The sequence below is a fragment of the Myxosarcina sp. GI1 genome, assembly GCF_000756305.1.
Classification (GTDB): Bacteria; Cyanobacteriota; Cyanobacteriia; order Cyanobacteriales; family Xenococcaceae; genus Myxosarcina.
In genome coordinates this window covers 34,421-58,867 of record NZ_JRFE01000026.1, presented here as the reverse complement: position 1 = coordinate 58,867, position 24,447 = coordinate 34,421, and the positions used below count along the sequence as shown (strand labels likewise).

General features: G+C 40.6%; 21 protein-coding genes, 2 tRNA genes and 2 pseudogenes. 7 read left to right on the top strand and 18 right to left on the bottom strand.

From position 1 onward, the window contains the following. Positions 1-28 precede the first annotated feature (28 nt). The 11 genes and pseudogenes from KV40_RS20480 to KV40_RS20435 form a co-directional block, all read right to left on the bottom strand. Positions 29-244 (bottom strand): hypothetical protein, encoded by a 216-nt coding sequence (locus KV40_RS20480; protein ID WP_036485562.1) that lies wholly within the window; start codon positions 242-244, stop codon positions 29-31. Between the two features lie 352 nt (positions 245-596). Beyond that, positions 597-1,157 carry an antibiotic biosynthesis monooxygenase gene (locus tag KV40_RS20475; RefSeq protein ID WP_036485561.1) on the bottom strand — a complete coding sequence of 187 codons (561 nt, stop codon included), beginning with the start codon at positions 1,155-1,157 and terminating at the stop codon, positions 597-599. A 223-nt stretch (positions 1,158-1,380) separates the two neighbouring features. Next, positions 1,381-1,557: pseudogene (locus KV40_RS33560) on the bottom strand (hydrolase); the annotation flags it as partial. Between the two features lie 58 nt (positions 1,558-1,615). Beyond that, positions 1,616-1,864: a hypothetical protein gene (locus KV40_RS20470; RefSeq protein ID WP_052055797.1), complete on the bottom strand. Its 249-nt coding sequence runs from the start codon at positions 1,862-1,864 to the stop codon at positions 1,616-1,618. Positions 1,865-2,085: 221 nt separating this feature from the next. Continuing rightward, a complete protein-coding gene (locus tag KV40_RS20465; RefSeq protein WP_036485560.1) occupies positions 2,086-3,504 on the bottom strand; it encodes a GAF domain-containing SpoIIE family protein phosphatase in 1,419 nt (472 codons plus the stop codon). 384 nt (positions 3,505-3,888) lie between these two features. Beyond that, entirely contained in the window at positions 3,889-5,370 is a 1,482-nt protein-coding gene (gene ftsY / locus KV40_RS20460; protein ID WP_036485558.1) for a signal recognition particle-docking protein FtsY, read from the bottom strand. A gap of 184 nt (positions 5,371-5,554) precedes the next feature. Then, a tRNA-Thr gene (locus KV40_RS20455) sits at positions 5,555-5,626 on the bottom strand. 16 nt (positions 5,627-5,642) lie between these two features. Continuing rightward, a tRNA-Tyr gene (locus tag KV40_RS20450) sits at positions 5,643-5,724 on the bottom strand. A gap of 91 nt (positions 5,725-5,815) precedes the next feature. Then, positions 5,816-5,956: a hypothetical protein gene (locus tag KV40_RS35815; RefSeq protein ID WP_036485556.1), complete on the bottom strand. Its 141-nt coding sequence runs from the start codon at positions 5,954-5,956 to the stop codon at positions 5,816-5,818. Between the two features lie 180 nt (positions 5,957-6,136). Then, positions 6,137-6,418 (bottom strand): DUF3288 family protein, encoded by a 282-nt coding sequence (locus KV40_RS20440; protein ID WP_036485554.1) that lies wholly within the window; start codon positions 6,416-6,418, stop codon positions 6,137-6,139. 3 nt (positions 6,419-6,421) lie between these two features. Further along, positions 6,422-6,706 carry a hypothetical protein gene (locus KV40_RS20435; RefSeq protein WP_036485552.1) on the bottom strand — a complete coding sequence of 95 codons (285 nt, stop codon included), beginning with the start codon at positions 6,704-6,706 and terminating at the stop codon, positions 6,422-6,424. Positions 6,707-7,259: 553 nt separating this feature from the next. Here KV40_RS20435 and KV40_RS20430 point away from each other — a divergent pair. After that, positions 7,260-7,979: a response regulator transcription factor gene (locus tag KV40_RS20430; protein ID WP_036485550.1), complete on the top strand. Its 720-nt coding sequence runs from the start codon at positions 7,260-7,262 to the stop codon at positions 7,977-7,979. Positions 7,980-7,987: 8 nt separating this feature from the next. Beyond that, positions 7,988-8,893: a TIGR04168 family protein gene (locus KV40_RS20425; protein WP_036485548.1), complete on the top strand. Its 906-nt coding sequence runs from the start codon at positions 7,988-7,990 to the stop codon at positions 8,891-8,893. Between the two features lie 16 nt (positions 8,894-8,909). On the opposite strand, the gene KV40_RS20420 is transcribed toward KV40_RS20425, so the two are convergent. The 5 genes and pseudogenes from KV40_RS20420 to lysA form a co-directional block, all read right to left on the bottom strand. Then, a complete protein-coding gene (locus tag KV40_RS20420) occupies positions 8,910-10,448 on the bottom strand; it encodes a bifunctional pantoate--beta-alanine ligase/(d)CMP kinase (RefSeq protein WP_036485999.1) in 1,539 nt (512 codons plus the stop codon). Positions 10,449-10,509: 61 nt separating this feature from the next. Continuing rightward, positions 10,510-10,791, bottom strand: a pseudogene (locus KV40_RS37365) (septal ring lytic transglycosylase RlpA family protein); the annotation flags it as partial. Between the two features lie 660 nt (positions 10,792-11,451). Further along, positions 11,452-12,216, bottom strand: coding sequence for a polyprenyl diphosphate synthase (gene uppS / locus KV40_RS20410; RefSeq protein ID WP_036485546.1), 765 nt, complete (start codon positions 12,214-12,216; stop codon positions 11,452-11,454). 60 nt (positions 12,217-12,276) lie between these two features. Then, a complete protein-coding gene (gene cdaA, locus KV40_RS20405) occupies positions 12,277-13,188 on the bottom strand; it encodes a diadenylate cyclase CdaA (RefSeq protein ID WP_036485545.1) in 912 nt (303 codons plus the stop codon). Positions 13,189-13,413: 225 nt separating this feature from the next. Continuing rightward, a complete protein-coding gene (lysA, locus tag KV40_RS20400) occupies positions 13,414-14,823 on the bottom strand; it encodes a diaminopimelate decarboxylase (protein ID WP_036485544.1) in 1,410 nt (469 codons plus the stop codon). A 109-nt stretch (positions 14,824-14,932) separates the two neighbouring features. On the opposite strand from lysA, the gene rimI reads away from it, so the two are divergent. The 3 genes from rimI to KV40_RS20385 all read left to right on the top strand — a co-directional run bounded on the left by rimI (position 14,933) and on the right by KV40_RS20385 (position 18,972). Next, the gene (rimI, locus tag KV40_RS20395) at positions 14,933-15,481 is read left to right on the top strand and encodes a ribosomal protein S18-alanine N-acetyltransferase (RefSeq protein WP_036485543.1); all 549 of its coding nucleotides are present in this window, start codon (positions 14,933-14,935) and stop codon (positions 15,479-15,481) included. A 114-nt stretch (positions 15,482-15,595) separates the two neighbouring features. Further along, entirely contained in the window at positions 15,596-18,064 is a 2,469-nt protein-coding gene (locus KV40_RS20390) for an ATP-dependent Clp protease ATP-binding subunit (protein WP_036485541.1), read from the top strand. A 131-nt stretch (positions 18,065-18,195) separates the two neighbouring features. Further along, positions 18,196-18,972, top strand: a complete 777-nt coding sequence (locus KV40_RS20385; protein WP_036485540.1) for a DUF1350 family protein — start codon at positions 18,196-18,198, stop codon at positions 18,970-18,972. A gap of 252 nt (positions 18,973-19,224) precedes the next feature. On the opposite strand, the gene KV40_RS20380 is transcribed toward KV40_RS20385, so the two are convergent. Then, positions 19,225-19,629, bottom strand: coding sequence for a nuclear transport factor 2 family protein (locus KV40_RS20380; protein ID WP_253274332.1), 405 nt, complete (start codon positions 19,627-19,629; stop codon positions 19,225-19,227). Between the two features lie 146 nt (positions 19,630-19,775). On the opposite strand from KV40_RS20380, the gene KV40_RS20375 reads away from it, so the two are divergent. Together KV40_RS20375 and KV40_RS20370 are read left to right on the top strand one after the other, a co-directional pair. Then, positions 19,776-20,366 carry a DUF99 family protein gene (locus tag KV40_RS20375; protein WP_036485539.1) on the top strand — a complete coding sequence of 197 codons (591 nt, stop codon included), beginning with the start codon at positions 19,776-19,778 and terminating at the stop codon, positions 20,364-20,366. Between the two features lie 147 nt (positions 20,367-20,513). Beyond that, positions 20,514-22,025, top strand: a complete 1,512-nt coding sequence (locus KV40_RS20370; protein ID WP_036485537.1) for a UbiD family decarboxylase — start codon at positions 20,514-20,516, stop codon at positions 22,023-22,025. Positions 22,026-22,086: 61 nt separating this feature from the next. Here KV40_RS20370 and KV40_RS20365 read toward each other — a convergent pair whose 3' ends face one another. Beyond that, a complete protein-coding gene (locus KV40_RS20365) occupies positions 22,087-24,129 on the bottom strand; it encodes an elongation factor G (RefSeq protein WP_036485535.1) in 2,043 nt (680 codons plus the stop codon). Positions 24,130-24,447 lie beyond the last annotated feature (318 nt).

Sequence of the window (24,447 nt, the reverse complement as noted above, 5' to 3'; positions counted from 1 at the left end):
AATTATCGGCGATCGTTATACCAAATACTTAACCTGTAAATCCTTTAAAGGTATAGCCTAGAAAAGCACCAATTGCCAAAGCCCATGCCTGCCCTGATTCTAAAAAATTATTCCAGGCATCCTGCATTTGACCGAGAATGTCGGGGTCTTCGATTGACTGTGCCAAAATACTGGAAAATGCAACTAAATAATCGTAGGAGTTTTCTACAATTATCTGAAATAGCTGAATATCTAAAATTTCCATAGTCGAGCGATAACTTACTTAGTTTAGCTAGCAGAGCGACGACCAATCTAAACTAGAAAAGTTATAATCGCCTTATATTTTTACTAACGTTAAAATTTCTTTACGTTTATGATTACCAATGAAATGAATGCCTGTCGTAACAACATTTGTTAATAAAGCAAGAATAAATAATATTAGACGTAATAAATATCGTGTTTACTTTAATTCTAGTTATCTAAACTACATTTAATGTGTATTAGACGCTCAAACTATAATTCTATTGTTATTTAGCACGGTTCCCTATTCTCCGTTGCCTGTTCCCTAACCCAATCGAGAGTTTGAGATAATTCACATCAGAGGTAAAATACAGTTTTTATGATGAATGAAGCCACTCATAAAATAAACGAGTTAACTTAGGCATTACTACATAAGCTAGTAAAATAACAACCAATCCTGTCATAATCGCTTGACGTAATAAATAGGGTAAATCTTCTAAATAAGGTGCTAAAAAGTAACCTAAAATAGATACACATGTAAAAACTCCAATCCAGGTGACGAAAGCCGTTTTATATTTTGGTGGAAGAGAAGAAGCAGTATGGGGAAGGGAAACTAGGTACTCTAAACCCGTAAGAATTTGAACGTTTTCAGGTTTTTCAGTTAAAGGTGTAGCAAGTTCGAGCCATTCTTTTCTTACGGGCGATCGCATCCAGCGGCAGAGATTTTGATATTTGTCAAAGCGTAAAATAATTACATATTCTGCTCTAGAACCAGGTTGCGGTTTGAGAATAGTTATTCCATTATGACCTTCAAATTTTCTGGCTGCTTGAGAAATTCCATTGAGCCATTCTTCATAACCTCGTTCGCGACCAGGACGAATATAATGTGAAATAATAGCTGTTACTTGATGGTTTGGCTCGGATGCTAAAGTGTCCATCTGATTAACGGTTTAAAAGTTAGACAAGCTGGCTATAAAAAAAATGTAGCTCAACTTTTACCAAAAGAACCCAAAAGAAATAGTATTTTTGTCGTCTTCTGGCTTGAAAGTTATCAATAACTTGTAAGTAGTCAAAATGCGATCGCTGACTGATAAACAATAAAACTCTTTCAGTTCCGTTAGCAGCATTCAAACCATTTCCCAATTAGCAATACTGAAAAACTTATTTTTCCGTAACAAAATAACTAGTCATCAAATTACGATAATTGGGAATATAGTTAGACAACAAAACACCCAAACCTTCAATATCGTTCTGCCAGTCTCGATGCAGTTCGCAAGCTACACTAAACCAGTTCATCATTTGTACGCCAGCAGCTTGAATCCTCAGTAAAGCTGCATCATATTTCGCTCTAAATACTCGTTAATGTAATCGATAACTTGCTTTAGCTTCGCTTTGGTCAATCCTCCCGAATAATAAGAACTGGAGTATTTTTAGTTGTATAGTGCTTTAGTAAACGAACCGCCAGAGCATTTGCCATCGTCTCAGCATAAAGACGACCGCCTACTCCACCTGTTGCCAGTTCTGACTTAAGTGCCAATCCAATTTGATAAATTAACGGCTCGGCTTGAATAAAGAGAGGCAAGAGTTCGACTGAATCGGGGTCGATCGCTTCATGAATCGCACGGCTAAACTGAGTGGATTCCAAACTGAGAATAATAAACGTACGTTCTGTATTCGATCGAGTTTGATGTGAAACAATCGAGCATTAAAGGCTTGGTATTTGGCATAGCGCGATCGCTCTATTTTCACTAAATTATCAAATTTAGAGCGATATTTCTCATACCTAAGTATAATATTTAACCGAGCGAACGATTAATTTTTACATTCTACTAGCGGGACGTATCGTTATAAATTTCCTTTCCATCCCTACTTACTAATTCGCATCACAATTGAAGTCATATCGTCACCATAATTGTTGCTGCCGCTAAACTCTTCTACACAGCTAAAAATATACTCTAAAATTTCTTCGGGACTTTCTAGATGCTGACAAGCCCATTTAAAAGTACGGCAGAGATTTTCTTCATCAAAACGAACTCCACTTTCATTAGCCGCATCCGTAAAGCCATCAGTGTAGTAAAAAACTGTATCTCTGGGAGCAAGCTGCACTACAGCATCTTCATATTCAGAATCAATATCCAAACCAATCAGCATTCCCCAACTATCTAATTTCTCTATAGTGTCGGTAGCGGCTTTCCATAATAGTGGTGGATTATGAGCGGCATTGGTAAAACAAAGCTGTTTGGTTATAGGATCGTACTCCGAATAAAACATGCTTACAAAACGATGGGAGTTTTCTAAATCGGCGTACATTACCCGATTTAAATGACGCATAATTTCGGCAGGAGAATGTCGGTTTAAAACTTCGGCTCTCAACATTCCTCTAGTCATGGTCATAATCAAACCAGCAGGAACACCTTTGCCCATAACATCGCCAATAACAATACTCCAGGGAACTAATGATGCTTCTTCGCTGCGATCGCCACTAAGGCGATCGTAGTTGGTAGGGATAAAATCGTAATAGTCTCCACCTACCCTACTTGCAGTTTGGCACTTGGCGGCAATTTGCAATCCTTCTATCTGAGGACATTTGCTCGGCAACAACCGCAACTGAATTTCTGAGGCGATTTCTAATTCGCGGTCTTGTCGCTCTTTAGAACGTAGTTCTACCGTTAGTTCGTGATTGGCGATCGCTACCGCGGTTTGATCGGCTACTAACTGAGTCAGTTTTCTTCGCGTATGCGTCCAATTGTAATCGGGTTCGGTGCTAAAAACGTAGAGACGACCGCGTTCGATATTCTTGACTAATACGGGAGTACCAAAAATCCTAATTGGAGTAGCACCTAGTTCTTGCTGAATTTTTTCGTCTATAACGCCAGAAAGTTGTGACTCGGCAACGGCAAGGGCTTTTTTATTGTCTCGCTGACTATTGAGACTTTTGTTAACCGTTTCGAACACGCGCCGCATTTCCAGACCGATTTGAGTGTCCTGACAATGAATTTGTTCTAGACGTACCTGTCCGTTATCTTTGTATAACAACAAAGCCCCTCCAACCGAATCGGTCACTCTAGCTGCCATTAAAGGAGTTAGTTCGAGAAACTGATTTAGATTACTAAAGCTGCGGAGAGCAAATCCTAAAGAGCTTAACAAATCTTGAACTTTATTTTGTTCTCTTTGGAGATTGGCAACTAATTCTTTTAATGCCAAAATTGGATTTGCTTCACCTCTTGAAGCAGCACTGAGAGTATTTAGTTTTTGAGAGGTGTTGCCAAAAGGAGTAACGGTCATTGCCTCTACAGGGTGGAAGATTACAACAATATTTTTACTACATCAATCGCTAATAATTGAGTTTTAAGAGTACTGAGTATTTACTGCTATTGCTCTTAAAATAACCTTAAATTTTGTTAGAACGAAAATATGCTTCACTATATAATAAGTAAGCATTTTCTAACAACTTGCTCTGCCTGACAATTCAATTAAAAATCTTAATTTTTATTAAACAATTGATACAGAGAGCCAGTTAAAGATTGCTGTGTCGAAAAATGACAAGATAATCTTTACTTTAGTAGTTGGTTAATAATAGCTTGGATCGCTCTTAGTGCCAAGAAAAATAGTTAAAAATACTCAAATTATCCAATTGTAAAAATTGAGTTAATTAATAGTAATAGTTATCTATCCATTTAGCAAAGCTTCGACAAATTCGTAGCTGGAAAAAGGACGTAAATCTTCGATTCCTTCACCCGCTCCAATAAAGCGAATTGGCAGATTTAACTGTTGAGTCACAGCTAGAGCTACGCCGCCTTTAGCACTACCGTCGAGTTTAGTTAAAACTACACCACTTAGTCGAGCCGCTTCAGAAAATACCTGGGCTTGTCGCAAACCATTTTGACCTAATGTGGCATCTAAAACTAGTAAAGATTCTACTATAGCGTTAGGAGCTTTTTTATCTATAATCTTGCGTATTTTTGAAAGTTCTGCCATCAAATTTTGTTTATTTTGTAATCTTCCTGCCGTATCGACTAACAGCAACTCAGTATTACGAGAAGTAGCGGCGGCGATCGCGTCATACACTACGGCAGCAGGATCGGTATTTTTGCCAGGATTCGCCACTACAGGGGTATTGCTACGTCCTCCCCAAACTTTTACCTGTTCGACGGCAGCGGCACGAAAGGTATCGGCAGCAGCAATAAGACAGCTATAGCCCGATTTTTGTCCTAAATTTGCCAGTTTACCAATGGTAGTAGTTTTTCCCGCGCCATTAACTCCAGTTAACAGCCAAATATTCAATTTACCTTGTTCGGGAACAAATGCAGTATCTTCTGTCCCTGCCAGAGGTTTGTCTAAAATATCTTGCAAAATTGATTTGAGATAGGCGATCGCCTGTTCGGGGGGTGGAGTTTCCTCGCGCAATTTCTTTTGTAAGGTTTCAATTATATAATCGGTAGCTTCTATGCCTACATCTGCCTGCAATAATAGACTTTCAATTTCCATTACCGCATCATCATTTAAAGGTCCTTTCCCTACGACAGCTTTTAAGCTATCTACCAGTCCCCGACGAGTTTTGCCCAATCCCTGACGCAACTTAGTCAACCAACTAATTTCTTCTTCCGAGACATCCTCAGCAGTTCTGCCGCGATCGGCAAGTACTTTTGCCGACCAAATAAAATCTTCGTCAATTTCTTCTTTGACTGTACTACTCGCTTCTGGCTTGGTTTCTGGTTCGGGAGTTTCGATCGCAGTTGCCTTTAATTTTTCCAAACCTTGAGATTTTCGCATCCAAACAGGAACATTTTCTGCCGAAGTTGAAGAAGCTTCAACTTCATCTAATTGGGGTTGTACTTCTGGTTCGGAAATAGGCTGCTGCGGTGTTGCAGTTGTTTCGGTGTTGGTATCAGCAATTTCCGTTTCAGCCTCTAACGATTCGGTTTTTTTGGCTTCAGCTACCGTTTTGGTTTCTTCTTGTTGTTCTTTACGCTGCTGAATATTTTGATATGCTGCCTTGGCATAGGCGAGATAATCTACCTGAGACGTAGATGTTTCTGATTCTGCTACTGTCTTATTTGGGGCTGCTGGTGTATCTTTAGCTGGTACTTCCCGATCGGGTTTAGACTTTGATTTAGATGCTTTCTCGTTGCGGCGAAACCAATTAAACATGGGCTAGCGAAGAAACTACTATACCGATTCTATAGATAATAGCAAGGTTATACAACTGTAGACATGCGCTCAATTTGACAAAGAGGCGACCCCGCCAGATAAATAGCCATGTAGTTGTGTCGCTTGCGATCGCAACAAAACAAATAAATATAACAACAGTTGGCTATCAAACTCAAATAAACAAAGCCCGTGACGAGGATTGAACTCGTGACCTCACCCTTACCAAGGGTGTGCTCTACCACTGAGCCACACGGGCAATAAAATAAAATGTATGGGCCGAGTTGGATTTGAACCAACGTAGGCATAGCCAGCGGATTTACAGTCCGCCCCCATTAACCACTCGGGCACCGACCCATTTATGCCACAGTTACTGATAATAGCATAACAAGAGAGCAAAAAGTAAAATTACGATTTTATTTTTCTAAGTCCGTCAATATAGCAGCCATCAAACTATCTGATAGGCAGATTGCAAAGCCCAAACGATTAAGGCAATGATACTACCGAAAATTAAAGTGGCAGATACGGCAACAACTACTGGTTTGTCCGCACCATCAAATTTCATGATTCCACGATTTAAGTCTGACATTTTGTAACTGTTGCTCCTAATTAAATATATCGCTCACTATAACTATAAAATTTTCTCGTAACCACTTAAGTTACCTTTTTTTCAAACTAAATTAAAAAATAACAATAAGTCGATCGCTACAAGAATTTTCTACTAAATTTCGATTGATGTTTACTTGACTTCTAGTAATTCTGGCGTGGTTCAAGTCCAATCTTGTTGTTCTCCCGAGGCGGTTCGACGATAGATATTTCCCTCAGCGTGGATTTGGCGAGTCTTGGCGTAAAGTTGTTCTTCGTTTAATTGCCAGTTGTTTAATACCGTTGTTAGATCTTGCTGAATTTGCCTCGCTCCAGGAAAATTGTGATAGCGAATAATCAAACGCCCTAGCTCTACTAAATTGCGATCGCTAGGTTCTCCATGTAATAAATCGTTTACTACTGCGCGGTCGCGTTTCTCCTGGGGATGCTTTTGGTCTAGTACCATTATCTACGGACCTTTTTCACTAATTAAAAACGGTAGCGGAGGACGAGAAGAATTGGGTGGTAGTAAATGTCTAGCTGGATTGAAAGTAACCACTTCTGTGGTTTTCTGTGTCTGTCTCCAACGAGTAAGTAATCCTATTAAAGCCAACGTTATACCAACCGACAGCAAACTCCAGTGTCCGCTAACTCCTCCGATTGTGGCATCTGTTATGCCTAAAATTAAAATAAAGCCCGAAATTGGTTCTTTACGATATACTAAACCCAAAAATTTTGCCGAGCGAGAATTCATTATTGCTACTTTAATTTTAGTGATTTTTTGTTCGATCTTAATAATTCATCTAACAAGTTAGCATAAGTACGGGTTTTTATAATTACATTTTTAATACAAAAAACTGACAAAGTATCTCCTACTTTGGTAGGATGTTGAGAGACTGCTAATGATAGATGTTAATAAGGATAATAACAAATTGTTACGCTATAGATTACGGCACGATAGTATGAAGATAGACGGGTATGGGAGAAAGAAGATAGCAACTTCTCGCTCTTATAAATGCTAAAAATTTAACTTATTTATGATGAAAATAGCAAGTTCCTTGACGTTGTGCGTTATTGTTCCAAACTATGCGTTTTCTTCAAGTTATACAAGTCACAAACTCGGTATAGCGTCGCCAGCCATCAAAGTTAACACTGCCCAGACCTCAAGCGACGGGACTTGGCTTCATTTTGTCAACATTATGTAGCCCCTCTACAAACTTTGGTGAAAATGGCACATTTGCGCCGAGCTAAGCCGAGCTAATAAGTTTACAACCAATAATTTTTTATTTTTAAAAGATACGATCGCAATGAATAAAATTCGCGTTGTTTTGGTAGAAGATCACGATTTAACTAGAGTTGGTTTAAAAACAGCCTTGTCTCAATATAATAATATTGAAATTATTGACGATGCGGCTAATGGTAATTCTGGATTAAAATCTATTGCTAATGTCAAACCAGATGTAGCAGTGGTTGATATAGGTTTGCCAGATATAGATGGCGTAGAATTAACTCAAAAACTCAAACGAGCGGAGTCGGAAAATGGCAATACAAATACCAAAGTTTTGATTCTGACGATGCACGATAGTGAAGATTCGGTAATGGCAGCTTTTGCAGCAGGAGCAGATTCTTATAGTCTTAAAGATGTCAGTATAGAAAACTTAGTACAGGCGATTGTAACTACCTATGAAGGCAATTCCTGGATCGATCCTGCGATCGCTCGCATAGTACTCAAACAGGCAAAAACACCAGCTATTGCAGTTGAAGATGAAGATGAGTTGGAATCTCAAAGCATTGACTCTATAGGTGAAGAATACCAGCAAATATTAGAAACTTCTCCTTTAACGCAACGAGAACTAGAAGTTTTGGAGCTAATTGTAGCTGGATGTAGCAATGCTCAAATTGCAGATAAGCTGTATATTACAGTGGGAACGGTAAAAACCCACGTTTGCCATATTTTAAACAAGCTCTGTGCTGATGACCGCACTCAAGCGGCAGTAAGAGCTTTAAGAGCGGGATTGGTAAAATAAACTAAGGTATGTCGAGTGTTATTGATAGCGAAATAAACATAGCAGTAGTTGGAGATATTCACGATCTTTGGGACGATGACGACGAATTAGCTTTAAAACATCTTGGAGTAGACTTAGTCCTCTTTGTGGGCGACTTTGGTAATGAATCTGTAGATGTAGTCAAAAAAATAGCGGCAATTAAGTTACCCATAGCTACAATTATGGGCAATCATGACGCTTGGTATACTGCCTCTCATTGGGGACGCAAACAGGCTCCCTACGACCGCAATTTAGAAGATCGAGTTCAGCGGCAGTTAGATTTCTTAGGTAATGCTCATGTAGGGTTTTCGTACCTCGATTTTCCTCAGTTTGACTTTTCTGTAGTAGGAAGTCGCCCTTTTAGTTGGGGAGGAAAAAACTGGAAAAATGCAGATTTCTATCGCGATCGCTACGATGTAAATAATTTTGCCGAGTCTACTGCTCGAATAGTTGAAGCAGTTCAAAATGCGGCATTCGATACAGTTATTTTTATCGGACACAATGGACCATTCGGACTGGGAGATAAACCAGAAGACATCTGTGGTAAAGACTGGCAGATTCCAGGCGGCGATTATGGCGATCCGGATTTAGCTGAAGCGATATCCAAAGCTATTACTTTAGGCAAATCGATACCCTTTGTTACTTTTGGACACATGCATCATCGTCTAAGGCATCGCCAAGATCGTTTGCGAACCAGAGTTGTGACCGATAGTATGGGAACTATTTATTTTAATTCTGCTAGTGTTCCTCGGCTCAAACAGGAGCGGGAAGAATTACAGCGCAATTTTTCGCTAGTTTCTTTAAAGAACGGTATTGTCGAGCGAATATCTTTGATTTGGCTGGGACAAAATTTTGCGTTAGAGTCGGAAGAAATTTTGTATCAAAAAGCTTTTTAGCATCACGCCAAGCTTGCTAGTCTATTCTTTCTCGATAAAGCTCGACTATCTTCTGAGTAACTACATCAATACTCAAGTCGTCGGTTACTAACTCAATTGCATCGGGAGCTTTTTTTAATGGTGCGATCGCTCGGTTGCTGTCTTTTTCATCTCGTTGCCGAATTTCTCTAGTTAACTGTTCTAGATCGATATTACTTTCGCCTTGCCTGGCTAAATCTTGACTGCGTCTTTTAGCTCTTTCAGCAGCAGAAGCAGTTAGAAAAATTTTTAGTTCGGCATCAGGGAAAACATTAGTACCAATATCTCTACCTTCAGCAATAACCCCTCCTTCGAATCCCCATTTTTGCTGCATGGATACTAAGGCTTCGCGCACTGCGGCTTGAGCGGCAATGGTAGAGACATTAGCGGTAACTTCTGGGGTGCGAATGGTTTGAGTAACATCTTGTTTGTTAATGTATACCCCCGTTGGTAAATCGATCGCATCGGGAGGAATCAGTTCTATTTTTGCTTCCTCAACCAAATCGGCAATTGCTTCTTCATTATCCAGAGCTAAATTAGACTGCATAACTAACCAAGTTACCGCTCGATACATGGCACCAGTATCTAGATAAAGCAATTTTAATTTTTGAGCCACGCGACGGGTAACAGTAGATTTCCCCGCACCAGCAGGTCCGTCAATAGCAATAATTGGTTGGCGTTTTTTTAACAAGATATTATCAATTAGACGAGTTGAACCGACATGAGCAGCGATCGCTAGTAACCCTTGTTGCTTTACCTCATTCAAAGGTTTAAGTGTTTGAGGATGAACTAGCTCGATATATTGAATCTTAACTTCTGCTAGATTGGTTAATTTTTGTTTGACCAGATCGACTAAGATCTGGCTGTGGTTTTCTCCTTGTTTAAAAGCAGCTTGCGCTTGCAGCAAACCTTGATAGATTTGAGCGGCAGATTCTTTTTGGTCGGCAGTTAAATACTGGTTGCGCGAACTTAACGCCAGTCCCGATGCTTCTCGAACTATCGGACAGCCAACAATTTCTACAGGTATATTCAAATCTGCTACTACCTGGCGAATAATTGCCAACTGTTGGGCATCTTTTTGTCCAAAATAGGCGCGGTTGCATCGGACAATGTTAAACAATTTCGTAACGATTGTCGCAACACCTTCAAAGTGACCCGAACGAAATTTACCACACAATACAGTAATCAGATCGGCAGGAGGAACTACAGTAGTTGTTAGAGATTGAGCGGCAGAATCTCCTTTTAGATTCATTGCTTCTACAGTAGGAGCAAACACAACGTCTACACCCAGTCTTTGGCAGAGTTGGAAATCTGCTTCTAGCTGTCGGGGATACTGCTGTAAGTCTTCGGTGGGAGCAAATTGCAGGGGATTGACAAAAATGCTTACAACTACTGTGTCGGTTTCGGCGATCGCCCGCTCGATTAGACTAAGATGTCCTTGGTGTAAAGCTCCCATTGTCGGCACTAAACCTATTTGGGCGGAGTGACGACTAGCAAGATAGGAGCGTAACTCGGCAATTGTTTTAATTACTAGCAATTTTTTTACGGCGAGCGACAACATCAATTATTTATTATCGATCGCCTTTTGCTAACTTGCCTTATCTACCCAAAATTTGCAATCTTACTGGTGCGACTCCACTTTGAACTAGACCGACAGCACGAGCCGCAGCTGCCGAGAGATCGATAATTCTGCCTCCTACAAACGGACCGCGATCGTTTATTCTTACTACAACAGAACGACCATTATTAACATTGGTCACTTTTACCTGCGTCCCAAATGGCAAACTAGGATGAGCCGCAGTATGAGCATTTTGATTGAATTGTTCGCCACTTGCGGTAGGACGACCGTGAAATTTTGGTCCGTACCAAGATGCTTGACCACTAGCAGTCTGAGCTAATTGAAAATAATTGGAATTTGAGTTTAGTTCTCGATCTCTTTCCCGAGTAACCAAATTTTTTCGCTTTAAATCTTGCGAATTTGAGTTAAGCAAATCTTTAGTTATTGATAAGCTTTGTTTATGATATTGCTGGGATTTTAATTGAACTTTGGATTGGCTTCGTCTAAAGATTTTGCTTTTTTGTTCTACAGTAGCAGCTTTAGCGGTATTAGTTCCCAAACAGGCAAAAGTGCAAAAAGTCGCAACACCTATAAGTTTAATTCTATTTTTAATAGAGATATCGATCTTACTCATTAACTTCAGAAATTACTATTTTTAATTGAATTATCTTTTGTTATTAACTGAATTTATAAAAACCAAAAAAACATTTGGTTGCTATTTTACCCAGGAATGAAATTAACAACAAATTGTAAAATTACCGATTATAGATTTCAAAAAAAATTAGACAAAACTATTTAAACCGCTTTTAAAGGTGTGTATCGTGTAAATCAAACAGCTTAGTAGTTAAATTTGTCTAGTAAAATACTTTAGTCTGGAGCTAAATAAAGCGATCGCTTTGAAGAGAAATACAGCGGCGACCGTAGAAATACGCTTAACTTAAACTCGACAAAATTAGTAAATTTTAGCGTCGCGTACTATTTATTATTTATTATTTGTAGATTTAACCTTACCAAAACGCCTTTCACGCTGCTGATAAGTAGTTAAAGCTTTGTAAAACTCTGCACGATCGAAATCGGGCCAGAGAGTGGGGGTAACATAAATTTCAGCATAAGCTATTTGCCACAGCAAAAAATTACTGATCCGCATTTCGCCACTAGTGCGAATTAGCAAGTCTGGATGAGTAATTCCTTTTGTATATAAATGTTCTTCAAATAAGCTTTCATCGATTTTTTCTACTTCAACATAACCCCGTTCGACTTTGGAAGCGATCGCCCGACAGGCTTGAACGATTTCTTGTCTACCTCCATAATTAGTGGCAATGGTAAACTGAGTTCCCGTATTATTTTCAGTGTCTTGCATCGAGCGTTCGATTTCTTGACGCAGCGATTTTGGTAAATCCGTTAAATTACCTACAAAACGAATTTTGACATTCTCCGCCATCATTTCCTGTAGCTCTCGCCGTAAAACACGCTCGAATAAAGTCATTAAAAACTGTACTTCTTCTAAAGGTCTGCCCCAGTTTTCTGTGGAAAAGGCATAGGCAGTTAGAGCGGGAATTCCCCAATCTTTACAACAGCGCAGCAAATCCTTAAGCGCGTCTACACCTTTTTGATGACCGACAATTCGCGGTTTTCCTTTATTTTTCGCCCAGCGACCATTACCATCCATAATCGCTGCTACGTGCTTGGGTAGCCGATTGGGATCTAAATCTACGGGTAGTTTTTGCCAGGCAAGATCGACGCTCATCTGTATGTAAAAATTTGAATATAAACTAGGTTAGATCGAAATGCTCGAAAGAGAGCGATTCTATTGATTTTTTTTGCGAGAGACAGAAGATTTGCGTCCAAAAATACTTGCTAAAAAAGCTTTGCCTTGAAAGCCCAGTTGACGACTAAAGCGAACTGCATCTCGTTCGGCAGTTGTGGCAAACCTCTCCTGCAATAACTCTTTCAATTTGTTGCTGGTTAGAGGTCTGTTTAACGTTCCTTTCTCTGCTAGAGAAATTGAGCCTGTTTCTTCGGAAACTACAATACACAAACATCTTTCTACTTTTTCAGTAATTCCCATCGCCGCACGATGACGAGTACCCAATTGGCGTATCGCGGTACGCTCTGATAATGGCAGAATCACAGCCGCCGCCACAATTCGCGAGCCGCGCACTAAAACCGCTCCATCATGTAGCAAAGTCGTAGTTTGAAAAATAGTTTGCAGTAGCTCTCTAGATACCTCGGCGTTCAAACTTACCCCTGAAGAGACAAAATCTTCTTCATCCAAAGAACCTGTAGTTTCCATTAAAATCAAAGCACCCGTGCGGTTTTGAGATAGCTCTTTAACTGCTTCGACAATGCGATCTACTACGCTATCGGACTGGATTCCAGGTCTTCCCGAAGATTGAAATAACTGTAGTAATTCTCCTCTACCTATTTGCTCTAAAAAACGCCGAAACTGTGATTGAAAAATGACTGCCATAGCTACGGCAGCGCCCAAAACTAATTTTTCTAGCAAAAATCCTAATAGAGTTAGATCCAGTTCTCTACTGATTACCGTAGCTAACATCAGAACGATAAAACCTCGAACCATCCATAAGCTACGACGTTCGCCTTCGCCAATAACTAAGAGCAGGACGTAACTCAAGACTAAAACTAAGCCCAGGTCAACGCCATGGGCTAACCAAGAAGGAATCCAACTTAAGTCAGGAACAAAACCCGACAACGACATTATATTAAGTACTCGGCTGCGAATGGTGAGCGGGAAATAAAACCTCAAAAAATTAAGGTTTAGAAACTAAACAATAATCTATCTTAATTTATTAGTTTACCTTATCTTCTGTCTTGACGAAGTTAAAAGACTGTGAAACCAACGAGACAAGATGGCAAAGCGTCTCCCTCAAATATCATTTGAGGGAGCAGGCAAGAATGCATTACGCACTATCTATTTATTTTTTTATAGCGAGGTTTCTCTGACTAACCTTTCTGGTAGGCGATCGCGCTCGACTAAATTTTGATAGGTTTCTCGTTCGATAATCAGATTGGTTTCTCCTTGGTTAACTATAATAGCTGCGGGTCTACCAATACGATTATAGTTTGATGCCATGCTGTAGTTGTAGGCTCCCGTACCCATGACTACCAGAATATCTCCCGTTTGAGCTACGGGTAAGGAAGCATCTTTAATTAATACATCTCCAGATTCGCAATGTTTGCCAGCAACTGTTACGTTTTCCGTTAGCGGTGCTGACATGCGATTTGCTATTACCGAGCGATAAACTGATTGATAGGTAATGGGACGGGGATTATCCGACATACCGCCATCAACAGCAACATAGGTTCGTACTTCGGGTATTTCTTTACTGCTGCCAACTGTATAGGCAGTTACACAAGCCGAACCAATAAGAGAACGACCTGGTTCGGCAATTAGTTTGGGTAATGGTAATTGCTGGCGCGTACAGGCAGACTCTATCGCTTTGCTTACTGCTTTAACCCACTCAGAAATACTCGGCGGATCGTCTGATTCGGTATAGCGAATACCCAGACCACCACCTACATTTAAAGTCTCTACAGGTAGTTTGTACTCTCGCGCTTTTTTGTACCATTCTGCTAGTACTCCCGCTAAATCTTGATGTGGTTGACGCTCGAAAATTTGCGAACCAATATGAGCGTGCAATCCAATACAGTTAAGCTTTGTCTGTTTGGCAATAAAAGTAAAAACCGCATCGATTTGCTGGGGATCGAAACCAAACTTGCTATCTAAATGTCCCGTACGAATATATTCGTGGGTATGACATTCAATACCAGGGGTCAGACGCAGCATAATTTTAACTGCCTTCTCAGCTTCAGCAGACATGGCGGCAAGAGTTTTTAACTCTAGCCAGTTATCGACCATTATCGTGCAGCCAACATCTAAAGCATATTTTAACTCTGCTGCCGATTTGTTGTTGCCGTGAAAATAAATTTTATCGCTGCTGACTCCTGCTTGGAGAGTAGTGTATAGTTCTCCTCCCGAAACTACATCAAATCCTAAACCTTCACTATCAATAATGCTACATACTGCCAGACAACTCCAAGCTTTAGAAGCATAAATAACTAGAGACTCACCGCTATAGTAGGTTGCAAAACTATCGCGATACTGACGACAGGCAGTTCTCAAAGTAAACTCATCTAAGATATAAAGAGGCGAACCAAATTGCTCTACTAAAAGACCGAGTTCGCAGCCTCCAATTTCTAGTTTATCTTCACTATTTACTTTGGCAGTTAACGGCATTAACTCTTGATTGGGAGAGGGAGGCAACTCTAGACTGGTAATTTTAGGCAAGTAACGATAACCAGTATTTTGCAAACTAGGGTGGGTTGAAAGCATAAGTTATTAAGTTCGATCTTAAAAGCAATTAAATTTATTTAAACTAGCTGGCTGAAAAATTTTATCAGCTATAAAAATTACTATTTTATATAGTGTACAGTTAGATTACGTGAAAATTATAGAAATTAAATTAGTTACTAATGAAGATTTACCCAAAATCTTAGCGTTAGACAAACTTTGTTTTGGTGGTTTGTGGACTGAAGCAGGTTATCAAAGAGAGATTGACAGTCCTAATAGTTGTTTACTCGCTTTACTTTTCAAAGATTCAAATCCCAAGCTCGCTGGTATTGGCTGTTTTTGGTCAATTTTAGAAGAAGCACACGTAACTTTGTTAGGCATTGCTCCTGAGTACCGCCAACAGAAATTGGGAAAATTATTACTTTGCGCTTTACTCAGTCGAGCGACAAATAAATATCAGCTAAAGCGAGCTACATTAGAAGTTGCTTCTAGTAACCAAACAGCCTTAAATTTATATCAAAAGTTCGGTTTTACGATTGCGGGGAGAAGAAAAAATTATTACCCTAAGACAGGAGAAGATGCCCTGATTTTGTGGCGTAAAGCAATTGACAGTCGGGAATTTAAACAAAAATTAAACACCTGGCAACAGCAAATAAGCGATCGCCTGTATCCCAACTATATCATAGAAAATCATTGCTGAGGTTGTGGCTTTACGCTCTCTATATCTAGACTTTACGGTTCCTAAAAATTCGTATTTTGGATGCTGTGCTAGAATCAGCGTAACAGGGCAAGCAGCAGGTGATGGAAATAGGTTATGTTTGAACGCTTCACAGAAAAAGCAATCAAAGTAATTATGCTAGCTCAGGAGGAAGCACGCCGCCTGGGTCATAACTTTGTAGGAACGGAACAAATACTTTTAGGTTTAATTGGTGAAGGCACTGGTGTCGCCGCTAAAGTTCTCAAATCCATGGGAGTCAATCTCAAAGACGCTCGCATTGAAGTTGAGAAAATTATCGGGCGCGGCTCTGGCTTTGTCGCCGTAGAAATTCCTTTTACTCCCAGAGCCAAAAGAGTCCTCGAACTGTCTCTAGAAGAAGCTCGCCAGTTAGGGCATAACTACATTGGCACCGAACATTTGCTTCTCGGTTTGATTAGAGAGGGTGAAGGAGTAGCAGCTAGAGTACTGGAAAACTTGGGTGTAGATCTATCTAAAGTACGCACGCAGGTAATTCGCATGCTTGGCGAAACCGCAGAAGTTGCGGCTGGTTCTAGTGGGCAAGGACGAAATAAAACTCCGACGCTAGACGAATTTGGCTCTAACTTGACTCAAATGGCGGGGGAAGGCAAATTAGATCCCGTAGTTGGCAGACAAAAAGAAATCGAGCGCGTCATCCAAATTCTGGGTAGACGTACTAAAAACAACCCCGTATTGATTGGCGAGCCTGGGGTAGGTAAAACGGCGATTGCCGAAGGTCTGGCACAGCGCATTGCTAATAAAGATATTCCCGATATTTTAGAAGAAAAACGTGTAGTTACTTTGGATATCGGTTTGTTGGTAGCGGGAACCAAATATCGTGGTGAATTTGAAGAACGCTTGAAAAAGATTATGGATGAAATTCGTCAAGCTGGAAACGTAATTCTAGTAATCGACGAAGTTCACACCCTAATTGGCGCGGGCGCAGCAGAAGGCGCGATCGACGCGGCAAATATTCTCAAACCTGCTTTAGCCAGAGGCGAGTTGCAGTGTATCGGTGCGACCACCCTCGATGAATACCGCAAGCATATCGAACGCGATGCAGCTTTAGAACGTCGTTTTCAACCAGTACAGGTTGGCGAACCTACAGTAGATGAAACTATCGAAATTCTTTACGGTTTGCGCGAACGTTACGAACAACATCACAAGCTAAAAATCTTAGATGAGGCTTTAGAAGCTGCTGCCAAACTATCTGACCGCTATATCAGCGATCGCTATCTGCCAGATAAAGCCATCGATTTAATCGATGAAGCTGGTTCTCGCGTGCGTTTAATCAATTCTCAGCTACCTCCAGCCGCTAAAGAACTTGACAAAGAACTAAAAGACGTACTCAAGCAAAAAGATGACGCGGTTAGATCTCAAGACTTCGATCGGGCTGGAGAATTGCGCGATCGCGAAATGGAAATCAAAGAACAAATTCGTAACATCGCTTCGAGTAAGAAAAATGAACAGGAAGGTGTAGATTCTTCTCCCGTAGTAGATGAAGAAGAAATCGCACACATCGTCGCTTCTTGGACTGGTGTACCAGTTAACAAGATTACCGAATCGGAATCGGAAAAACTGCTACACATGGAGGATACTCTACACCAGCGTATTATCGGACAAGAAGATGCGGTCAAAGCAATTTCTCGCGCGATCAGACGCGCTAGAGTTGGTTTGAAAAACCCCAACCGACCTATTGCTAGCTTTGTCTTTTCTGGACCTACAGGGGTAGGGAAAACCGAGCTTACCAAAGCCTTAGCTACTTATTTCTTTGGTTCGGAAGATGCGATGATTCGTCTCGATATGTCCGAATACATGGAGCGCCATACAGTTTCCAAGCTGATTGGTTCGCCTCCAGGATATGTCGGCTATAACGAAGGCGGTCAGCTTACCGAAGCAGTACGTCGTCGCCCATACACCGTAGTCTTATTTGATGAAATTGAAAAGGCACACCCCGACATCTTTAATATGCTGTTGCAGATTTTAGAAGACGGTCGCCTAACAGACGCTAAGGGTAGAACGGTAGACTTTAAAAATACTCTATTAATCTTGACTTCTAACATCGGTTCTAAAGTGATCGAAAAAGGTGGCGGCGGTCTTGGTTTTGAGTTTGCCGACGACCAGCAAGAAGCTAAATATAACCGCATTCGCTCTCTGGTTAATGAAGAACTCAAGAGCTATTTCCGTCCTGAGTTTCTCAACCGCTTAGATGAAATCATTGTATTCCGTCAGCTAACTAAAGACGAAGTCAAAGAAATTGCCGACATTTTACTCAAGGAAGTATTTACTCGCTTGACAGAGCAGGAAATAACTTTAGAAGTAACCGACAAATTCAAAGACCGTTTGGTAGACGAGGGTTATAACCCTGCTTATGGAGCGCGTCCTTTGCGTCGAGCAATTATGCGTTTGTTAGAGGATGCTTTAGCAGAAGAAATTCTTTCTGGACGTTTGGGTGAAGGAGATACTGCGGTAGTAGACGTTGATGAAGAAGGAAAAGTAAAAATCTTACCTCAAAAGGAAAAATTAGAACTTTTACCATCATCTTAACGACCGAAAGCGATAGCTAAACTTAAATAGCTAGCTAATATTGTTTCAGTAGAGAATTAAATATTCTCTACTATTTTTTTGTGCGGTTTTCAAAATCAAAATTTATTTATTAAGAAAGACGAGCTAGGCTTATGGAATGGTTAGAGATTTCGGGCGGTTGGGTATACTTGCCTCGGCGAGACATTAAAGGAATCGTTCACTTCTTGGGTGGTGCATTTGTAGCAACTGCACCCCAGATATCCTATCGGTTGCTTCTCGAACAAATTGGTAAAGATGGATACGCAACAATCGCCACGCCTTTTTTAAATACTCTAGATCATTTAGCGATCGCTCGTGAAGTTTTGAATCGCTTTGAAACTATATTAGATCGCTTACATCAAACTAATAAATTAGGCAAACGCTATTTACCTGTTTATGGAATCGGACACAGTATGGGATGTAAGCTACATTTACTTATTGGTAGTTTATACAACATAGAGCGAGCGGGTAATATTCTCATTTCTTTTAATAATTATCCAGTTAATCGCGCTATTCCTTTTATCGAACAATTTAATCTAACTTCCACTTTCAATGTAGAATTTAGCCCTTCACCTATAGAAACTCAAGAATTAATTGCTAAAAACTATGCAATTCGCCGCAATCTTTTGGTCAAGTTCACCAACGACAATATCGATCAAACTATCGAACTAAATCCAATTTTACGCCAGAGGTTTCCTAATATGATTGCCCTGTTGAATCTCCCTGGCAATCATCTAACTCCTTTAAGTCAAGAAATACAGTGGCAAAGTGAAGACAGCAATACTCCAATTAGTACGCTCGGACAATGGTTCAATCAAGGATTTTCCAGAGATTTACATCGCCTGAAACAAGAAATTTCAATTTGGCTAGATCCCACGCTATCTTTTTAAAAGAACGTAAATCTTAGAACAAATAGAAAAATGTCTCATACCACTACAATTGAGCAACGCCACTTTTATTAATAAACTTATACCGAATATTATTAATTTATAGCTTTAGTAGTTTTGTTTTAAAAATAATACAGTCGTTCGATAATCGATATATCTTTAAAACCAAGGTTGGCTCAGTTAAGTAAGTCTGTCCAAGTGTTGGCAACTCGTCCCTGAGAATCTATTACCGATCTCTATCAGTAGTTTTAGCAACTAGCTGGATGGCGATTTTTTCTCGATATACTCTCGCCAATATATAATTTTGTCTTCCTCAAGCTCAAAGATAATTGCGTCTTCAGCATAACTAAGCTTTTGAGCATGTTTGGAGCGATCGCGCCAGTTCCACTCCACCGCCCCGCGATCGCCTTCTATGATGGTATTTTTAATTTCAACTTTTGTATCGGTAAACTGCTTAAAATAATCTTCGGCAGCAGCTTTAATCTTTGTTCTACCCTCAAACTTCATTCCTGGAACTACAAATACAGCGTCTTCAGCAAAATCATTAGCGATCGCCTCTGCGTCCCTATTTTCCCAAGCTCTAGCCTGTCTCTCAACTATTTCTATGACTTCTTCTCTACTCAGCATATTAGCAGCATCACTCGGTTTGGCTTGTGTCAAAATTCCTACACTAGCTATAAATACTATAAATATGATGACGAAATAATTAAATTGTTTTGATAACGGAAAAAACATTGCTAAATAATAAGTTTGGTGCTTGGTAGTTAATTACAGAAGCAAAATAAATATTAACTACATTATTAACGATGCCTAGAGAACTAAAGGACTTAATCGCACAAAATCGTAAAATCAGAGCGATCGGTTTTGACGATGCTCCTTTTATACGGCATCAATCAGAAAAAGTTCCTCTAGCTGGCATAGTTTGCGCTAATACTAGGTTTGAAGGTATGGTTTGGGGTGAAATACAACCCGATGGTTGGGATGCAACCGAGGTTATTAGCGAGTTACTGATCGGTGGCAAGTTTTTACCACAGCTACATTTAGTATTGCTCGATGGTATTGGCTTTGGTGGATTTAACTTAGTCGATTTACCCACGCTCTCAGTTAATTTACAATTACCATGCGTGGCAGTAATGCGCCGACTTCCCAATTTACCTAAAATGAAACAGGCTCTTTCTCGCTTGGGCGATCGCGCCAAACGCCTAGAACTATTACAAAAAGCAGGGGAAATTCATGTCTATCCTCCATTTTATTTTCAAGTGTGGGGGGAACAGCCAGAGATAATTGCCGCAGCTTTAAAACGTCTGACAGACTGCGGGAAGGTACCAGAAGCCTTGCGCTTGGCTCATTTAATTGGTGCAGCAGTGATTAAAGGTGAAAGTAGTTCTCAAGCATAGGTTTTCATTGTTGGAATTGGTTATTTTTACTTTGCTAATTTTAACTAAAGCGATCGCGCTACTCATCATATTCTATTTTTACCCCACTATATTTACTTTTCCCGTTTGAGATCGGTTCATAATAAATAAACGGATTTTATTTTTACTATGGCAAGAGACTTACGGGGATTTATCAAACTTTTAGAGCAAAGAGGACAGCTAAGACGGATTTCGGCGTTGGTCGATCCCGATTTAGAAATTGCGGAGATATCTAACCGCATGTTACAGGCTGGCGGTTCTGGGTTGCTGTTTGAAAACGTTAAGGGTTCTCCTTTTCCCGTAGCGATTAACCTTATGGGTACGGTAGAGAGAATCTGCTGGGCGATGAATATGCAGCAGCCAGAGGAATTGGAAGATTTGGGGAAAAAGCTGGCAATGCTACAGCAGCCCAAACCCCCGAAAAAGATTTCTCAAGCCGTAGATTTTGGCAAAGTTTTGTTTGACGTAGTTAAAGCCAAACCAGGCAAAGACTTTTTTCCTCCCTGTCAGCAGGTGGTAATTAAAGATGAAGATTTGGACTTAAACCAAATTCCAATGATTCGTCCCTATCCTGGTGATGCGGGTAAGATTATTACTTTGGGGCTGGTAATTACTAGAGATGTAGAAACGGGTACTCCCAATGTAGGTGTCTATCGCCTTCAGCTACAGTCAAAAAATACCATGACTGTTCACTGGTTGTCGGTAAGGGGAGGGGCGAGGCATCTGCGTAAGGCTGCCGAAGCAGGGAAAAAATTAGAAATTGCGATCGCGCTAGGTGTCGATCCTTTAATTATTATGGCGGCGGCGACTCCCATACCTGTAGATCTATCAGAATGGCTGTTTGCAGGTTTGTATGGCGGTAGTGGAGTCAAGCTTACTAAGTGCAAAACGGTAAATTTAGAAGTTCCTGCCGACTCGGAGTTTGTCTTAGAAGGTACGATTACTCCAGGGGAAGTTTTACCCGATGGACCTTTTGGCGATCACATGGGCTACTATGGCGGGGTGGAAGATTCGCCTTTGGTTCGCTTTCACTGTCTCACCCATCGTAAAGATCCTATTTACCTTACTACCTTTAGCGGTCGTCCCCCGAAAGAAGAAGCAATGATGGCGATCGCGCTAAACCGCATTTATACCCCAATTTTGCGCCAGCAAGTGTCGGAAATAACTGATTTCTTTTTGCCGATGGAGGCTTTGAGCTATAAGGCAGCAATTATTTCCATCGATAAAGCCTATCCTGGTCAAGCCAGACGCGCTGCCCTGGCTTTTTGGAGCGCACTACCGCAATTTACCTATACTAAATTTGTCATTGTCGTCGATAAAAATATTAATATCCGCGATCCTCGTCAGGTGGTTTGGGCGATAAGTTCTAAAGTCGATCCCTCCCGTGACGTGTTCATTCTCTCCGAAACTCCCTTCGATACTCTTGACTTTGCCAGCGTCAAAATTGGTTTGGGAGGACGCATGGGTATTGATGCTACTACCAAAATTCCTCCCGAAACCAATCATGAGTGGGGCGAACCTTTAGAATCCGATCCCGATGTTGCTGCAATGGTCGAACGGCGTTGGCAGGAATATGGCTTAGAAGATATCGATCTTGCAGAAGAAGTTAACGCTAATCTATTCGGTTATGACATGAGATAAATATGGTCACATTTTGTAAGGGCGAATCGCGATTCGCCCTTGCTGCTGCTATAAATCGAATTTATTGCCCATTCTTACTCGCAACTTCTTCTAAAATACCGTTGGCTAACTTATCGGGAACTTCTGCCAGGTGAGCGTATTTCCATTCAAAAAAGCCGACTCCCAAGGTAAGCGATCGCAGTTCGACGATAAAATCGTGCATTTCTGCCTGGGGTAAGTAACCTGTAACTTTATCCCAACCCTTCCAATCAGCAATGGTATCGTAACCCAAGATTTGCCCTCTGCGTCTGGTGATTAACTGTAATGCCTTAGAAGTAAACTCAGTAGGAGCGGAAACGGCGATCGCTAAAACAGGTTCGAGTAGCACTGGTTTGCACTTAGTCATTCCTTCGGTCATGGCAATACGAGCAGCTTGTTTGAATGCCTGTTCGGAACTGTCTACTGAGTGATAAGAACCATCTGTCAGCGTAACGTCTACATCGACGACGGGGAAACCTAAAGGACCTTGTTGTAGATATTCCCTTACTCCCGTTTCCACTCCTGGGATATAGCGTCTGGGAACTACACCACCGACAATGGTTTGATGAAAATTAAAACCTTCGCCACGAGATAGGGGTTTGATATCTAGATAGACATCGCCAAAAGCACCATGACCGCCACTTTGATGTTTGTAACGTCCGTGTGAATTAGTAGAGCTACGAATAGTTTCTTTATAGGGAACTTGAGGCAAGTTGGTACTCATGGGTAAGCTATACTTGCGTTTCAGGCGGTCTAAAGCAACTTGAAGATGTATTTCTCCTTGTCCCCATAAAATTACTTCGTGGGTATCGCCGTGCTGTTCCCAATATAAAGAAGGGTCTTCTTCTAAGAGATTACTAAGAGCATTGCTTACTTTTACTTCATCTTGACGATTTTCTGGCGCAATTGCCAGAGCATAGACGGGCGCAATTTTTTCTGCTTCGGGTAGTGATTTAAAAGGTTTGGTGAGAGGACAATTGGTCAAAGTGTCTCCAGTTTTAGCACTTTCCATTCGACTGAGAGCCACAATTTCGCCTATGTTAGCTTGATTGACCGATTCTTGTTGCTGTCCCATCAGACGATAGATACCGCCAATACGCTCGCCGTTTAAGACCATGCCGTCTTTAAGCCGACCTTGCCAAACGCGAACCAAAGATAACTTTCCTTGAGAAGTAAAGTAAGTTTTGAGAACTTGAACTGCGGTTTCGTCATCGGTTGGGGTTTGTAAACCGCGACGCTGAGAGGTAATATCGGGGGCGGGTGTTTCTTTGACTAAAGCATCGAGTAAAGGACGAACTCCATAATCTGATTCTGCCATACCGCAGAAAACTGGCACGATTAAATCGGCACTTACATCTTGTTTTAAATCGCGAAGAATTTCTTCCTGGGGAGGTTCGATTTCTTCGATTAGTTCTTCAAGTAAATGGTCGTCAAAATCAGCTAGGGTTTCTAACATTTCCGTCCGCGCCATCCTTTCGGCTTCAGCTAAATGTTCGGGTATGGGTACGGGGTCAGCAGGATTTCCTAAATGGTAGTGGTAGGCTTGTTCGGTAACTAAATCTATATAACCAATGCAAGTATCTTTCTGGCGAATAGGATATTGTTGAGGAACGAGAGGACGACTGGAAACTGCTTTTAAAGCTTCCAAGATTTCCATATAGCCATGAGCATTGCGATCGATTTTATTGATAAACACTAAATGGGGTATTTCCCAATCATCGAGAAATTTAAACAACGGCGAGAGTGTTAAAACGCGATCGATCGCTGGTTCGCAAACGATTATAGCCGCCCCCGCACCGATAAGAGCGTTGTAAGTTTCTTGAATAAATTCGACCGAACCAGGACAGTCTAAAAAAGTAAAATTAATATCTCGATAATTAGTGCTGGCAACGGAGACTTCGACGCTCATAGAGCGATCGCGTGCCTCTGCCGAATGATCGGATACGGTATTGCCATCTTTAATAGTTCCTTTGCGAGTAATTGCTTTAGTAACAAATAAAATACTTTCTAATAAAGTAGTTTTACCACTAGAATAAGGACCGACAATTGCTACATTACGAATGTTCTCTATTTTATTTTCACTCATAATTTTCCCCTTAGTAAAAGTTCTATTTAGCTCGATCTAGAACCTACTTGTATCGAGAATAGGATCGAATAAATAGATTTTAGGTGTCTGCTATCTTTGTTAAGAAATTAAGCAAGAATTAATTGCTTGTTATTTTGAGATTAACTCTTTTCGGAAACTAAAATATTAAAGCTGCAATTTCTTTTAAAGCAAATCCAAACAAAAATAAAGTTAAACGAATAAATATTAATTATTAATAAAAAAATTAACCGATCGAGTTTTAGTGATTCGGATTGCTGAAGAAACCTTAGTAATAGGAGAATCAGTGATTTCACAATA

Bases quoted from the DNA above. Each gene is read 5' to 3' on its own strand.
- uppS (WP_036485546.1), bottom strand. From the start codon at position 12,216: ATGAGCGTCGATCTTGCCTGGCAAAAACTACCCGTAGATTTAGATCCC.
- KV40_RS20375 (WP_036485539.1), top strand. From the start codon at position 19,776: ATGCCTAGAGAACTAAAGGACTTAATCGCACAAAATCGTAAAATCAGA.
- KV40_RS20385 (WP_036485540.1), top strand. From the start codon at position 18,196: ATGGAATGGTTAGAGATTTCGGGCGGTTGGGTATACTTGCCTCGGCGA.
- KV40_RS20475 (WP_036485561.1), bottom strand. From the start codon at position 1,157: ATGGACACTTTAGCATCCGAGCCAAACCATCAAGTAACAGCTATTATT.
- lysA (WP_036485544.1), bottom strand. From the start codon at position 14,823: ATGCTTTCAACCCACCCTAGTTTGCAAAATACTGGTTATCGTTACTTG.
- KV40_RS20370 (WP_036485537.1), top strand. From the start codon at position 20,514: ATGGCAAGAGACTTACGGGGATTTATCAAACTTTTAGAGCAAAGAGGA.
- cdaA (WP_036485545.1), bottom strand. From the start codon at position 13,188: ATGTCGTTGTCGGGTTTTGTTCCTGACTTAAGTTGGATTCCTTCTTGG.
- KV40_RS20390 (WP_036485541.1), top strand. From the start codon at position 15,596: ATGTTTGAACGCTTCACAGAAAAAGCAATCAAAGTAATTATGCTAGCT.
- KV40_RS20440 (WP_036485554.1), bottom strand. From the start codon at position 6,418: ATGGTACTAGACCAAAAGCATCCCCAGGAGAAACGCGACCGCGCAGTA.
- KV40_RS20435 (WP_036485552.1), bottom strand. From the start codon at position 6,706: ATGAATTCTCGCTCGGCAAAATTTTTGGGTTTAGTATATCGTAAAGAA.
- KV40_RS35815 (WP_036485556.1), bottom strand. From the start codon at position 5,956: ATGTCAGACTTAAATCGTGGAATCATGAAATTTGATGGTGCGGACAAA.
- ftsY (WP_036485558.1), bottom strand. From the start codon at position 5,370: ATGTTTAATTGGTTTCGCCGCAACGAGAAAGCATCTAAATCAAAGTCT.
- KV40_RS20425 (WP_036485548.1), top strand. From the start codon at position 7,988: ATGTCGAGTGTTATTGATAGCGAAATAAACATAGCAGTAGTTGGAGAT.
- KV40_RS20430 (WP_036485550.1), top strand. From the start codon at position 7,260: ATGAATAAAATTCGCGTTGTTTTGGTAGAAGATCACGATTTAACTAGA.
- KV40_RS20465 (WP_036485560.1), bottom strand. From the start codon at position 3,504: ATGACCGTTACTCCTTTTGGCAACACCTCTCAAAAACTAAATACTCTC.
- KV40_RS20480 (WP_036485562.1), bottom strand. From the start codon at position 244: ATGGAAATTTTAGATATTCAGCTATTTCAGATAATTGTAGAAAACTCC.
- KV40_RS20365 (WP_036485535.1), bottom strand. From the start codon at position 24,129: ATGAGTGAAAATAAAATAGAGAACATTCGTAATGTAGCAATTGTCGGT.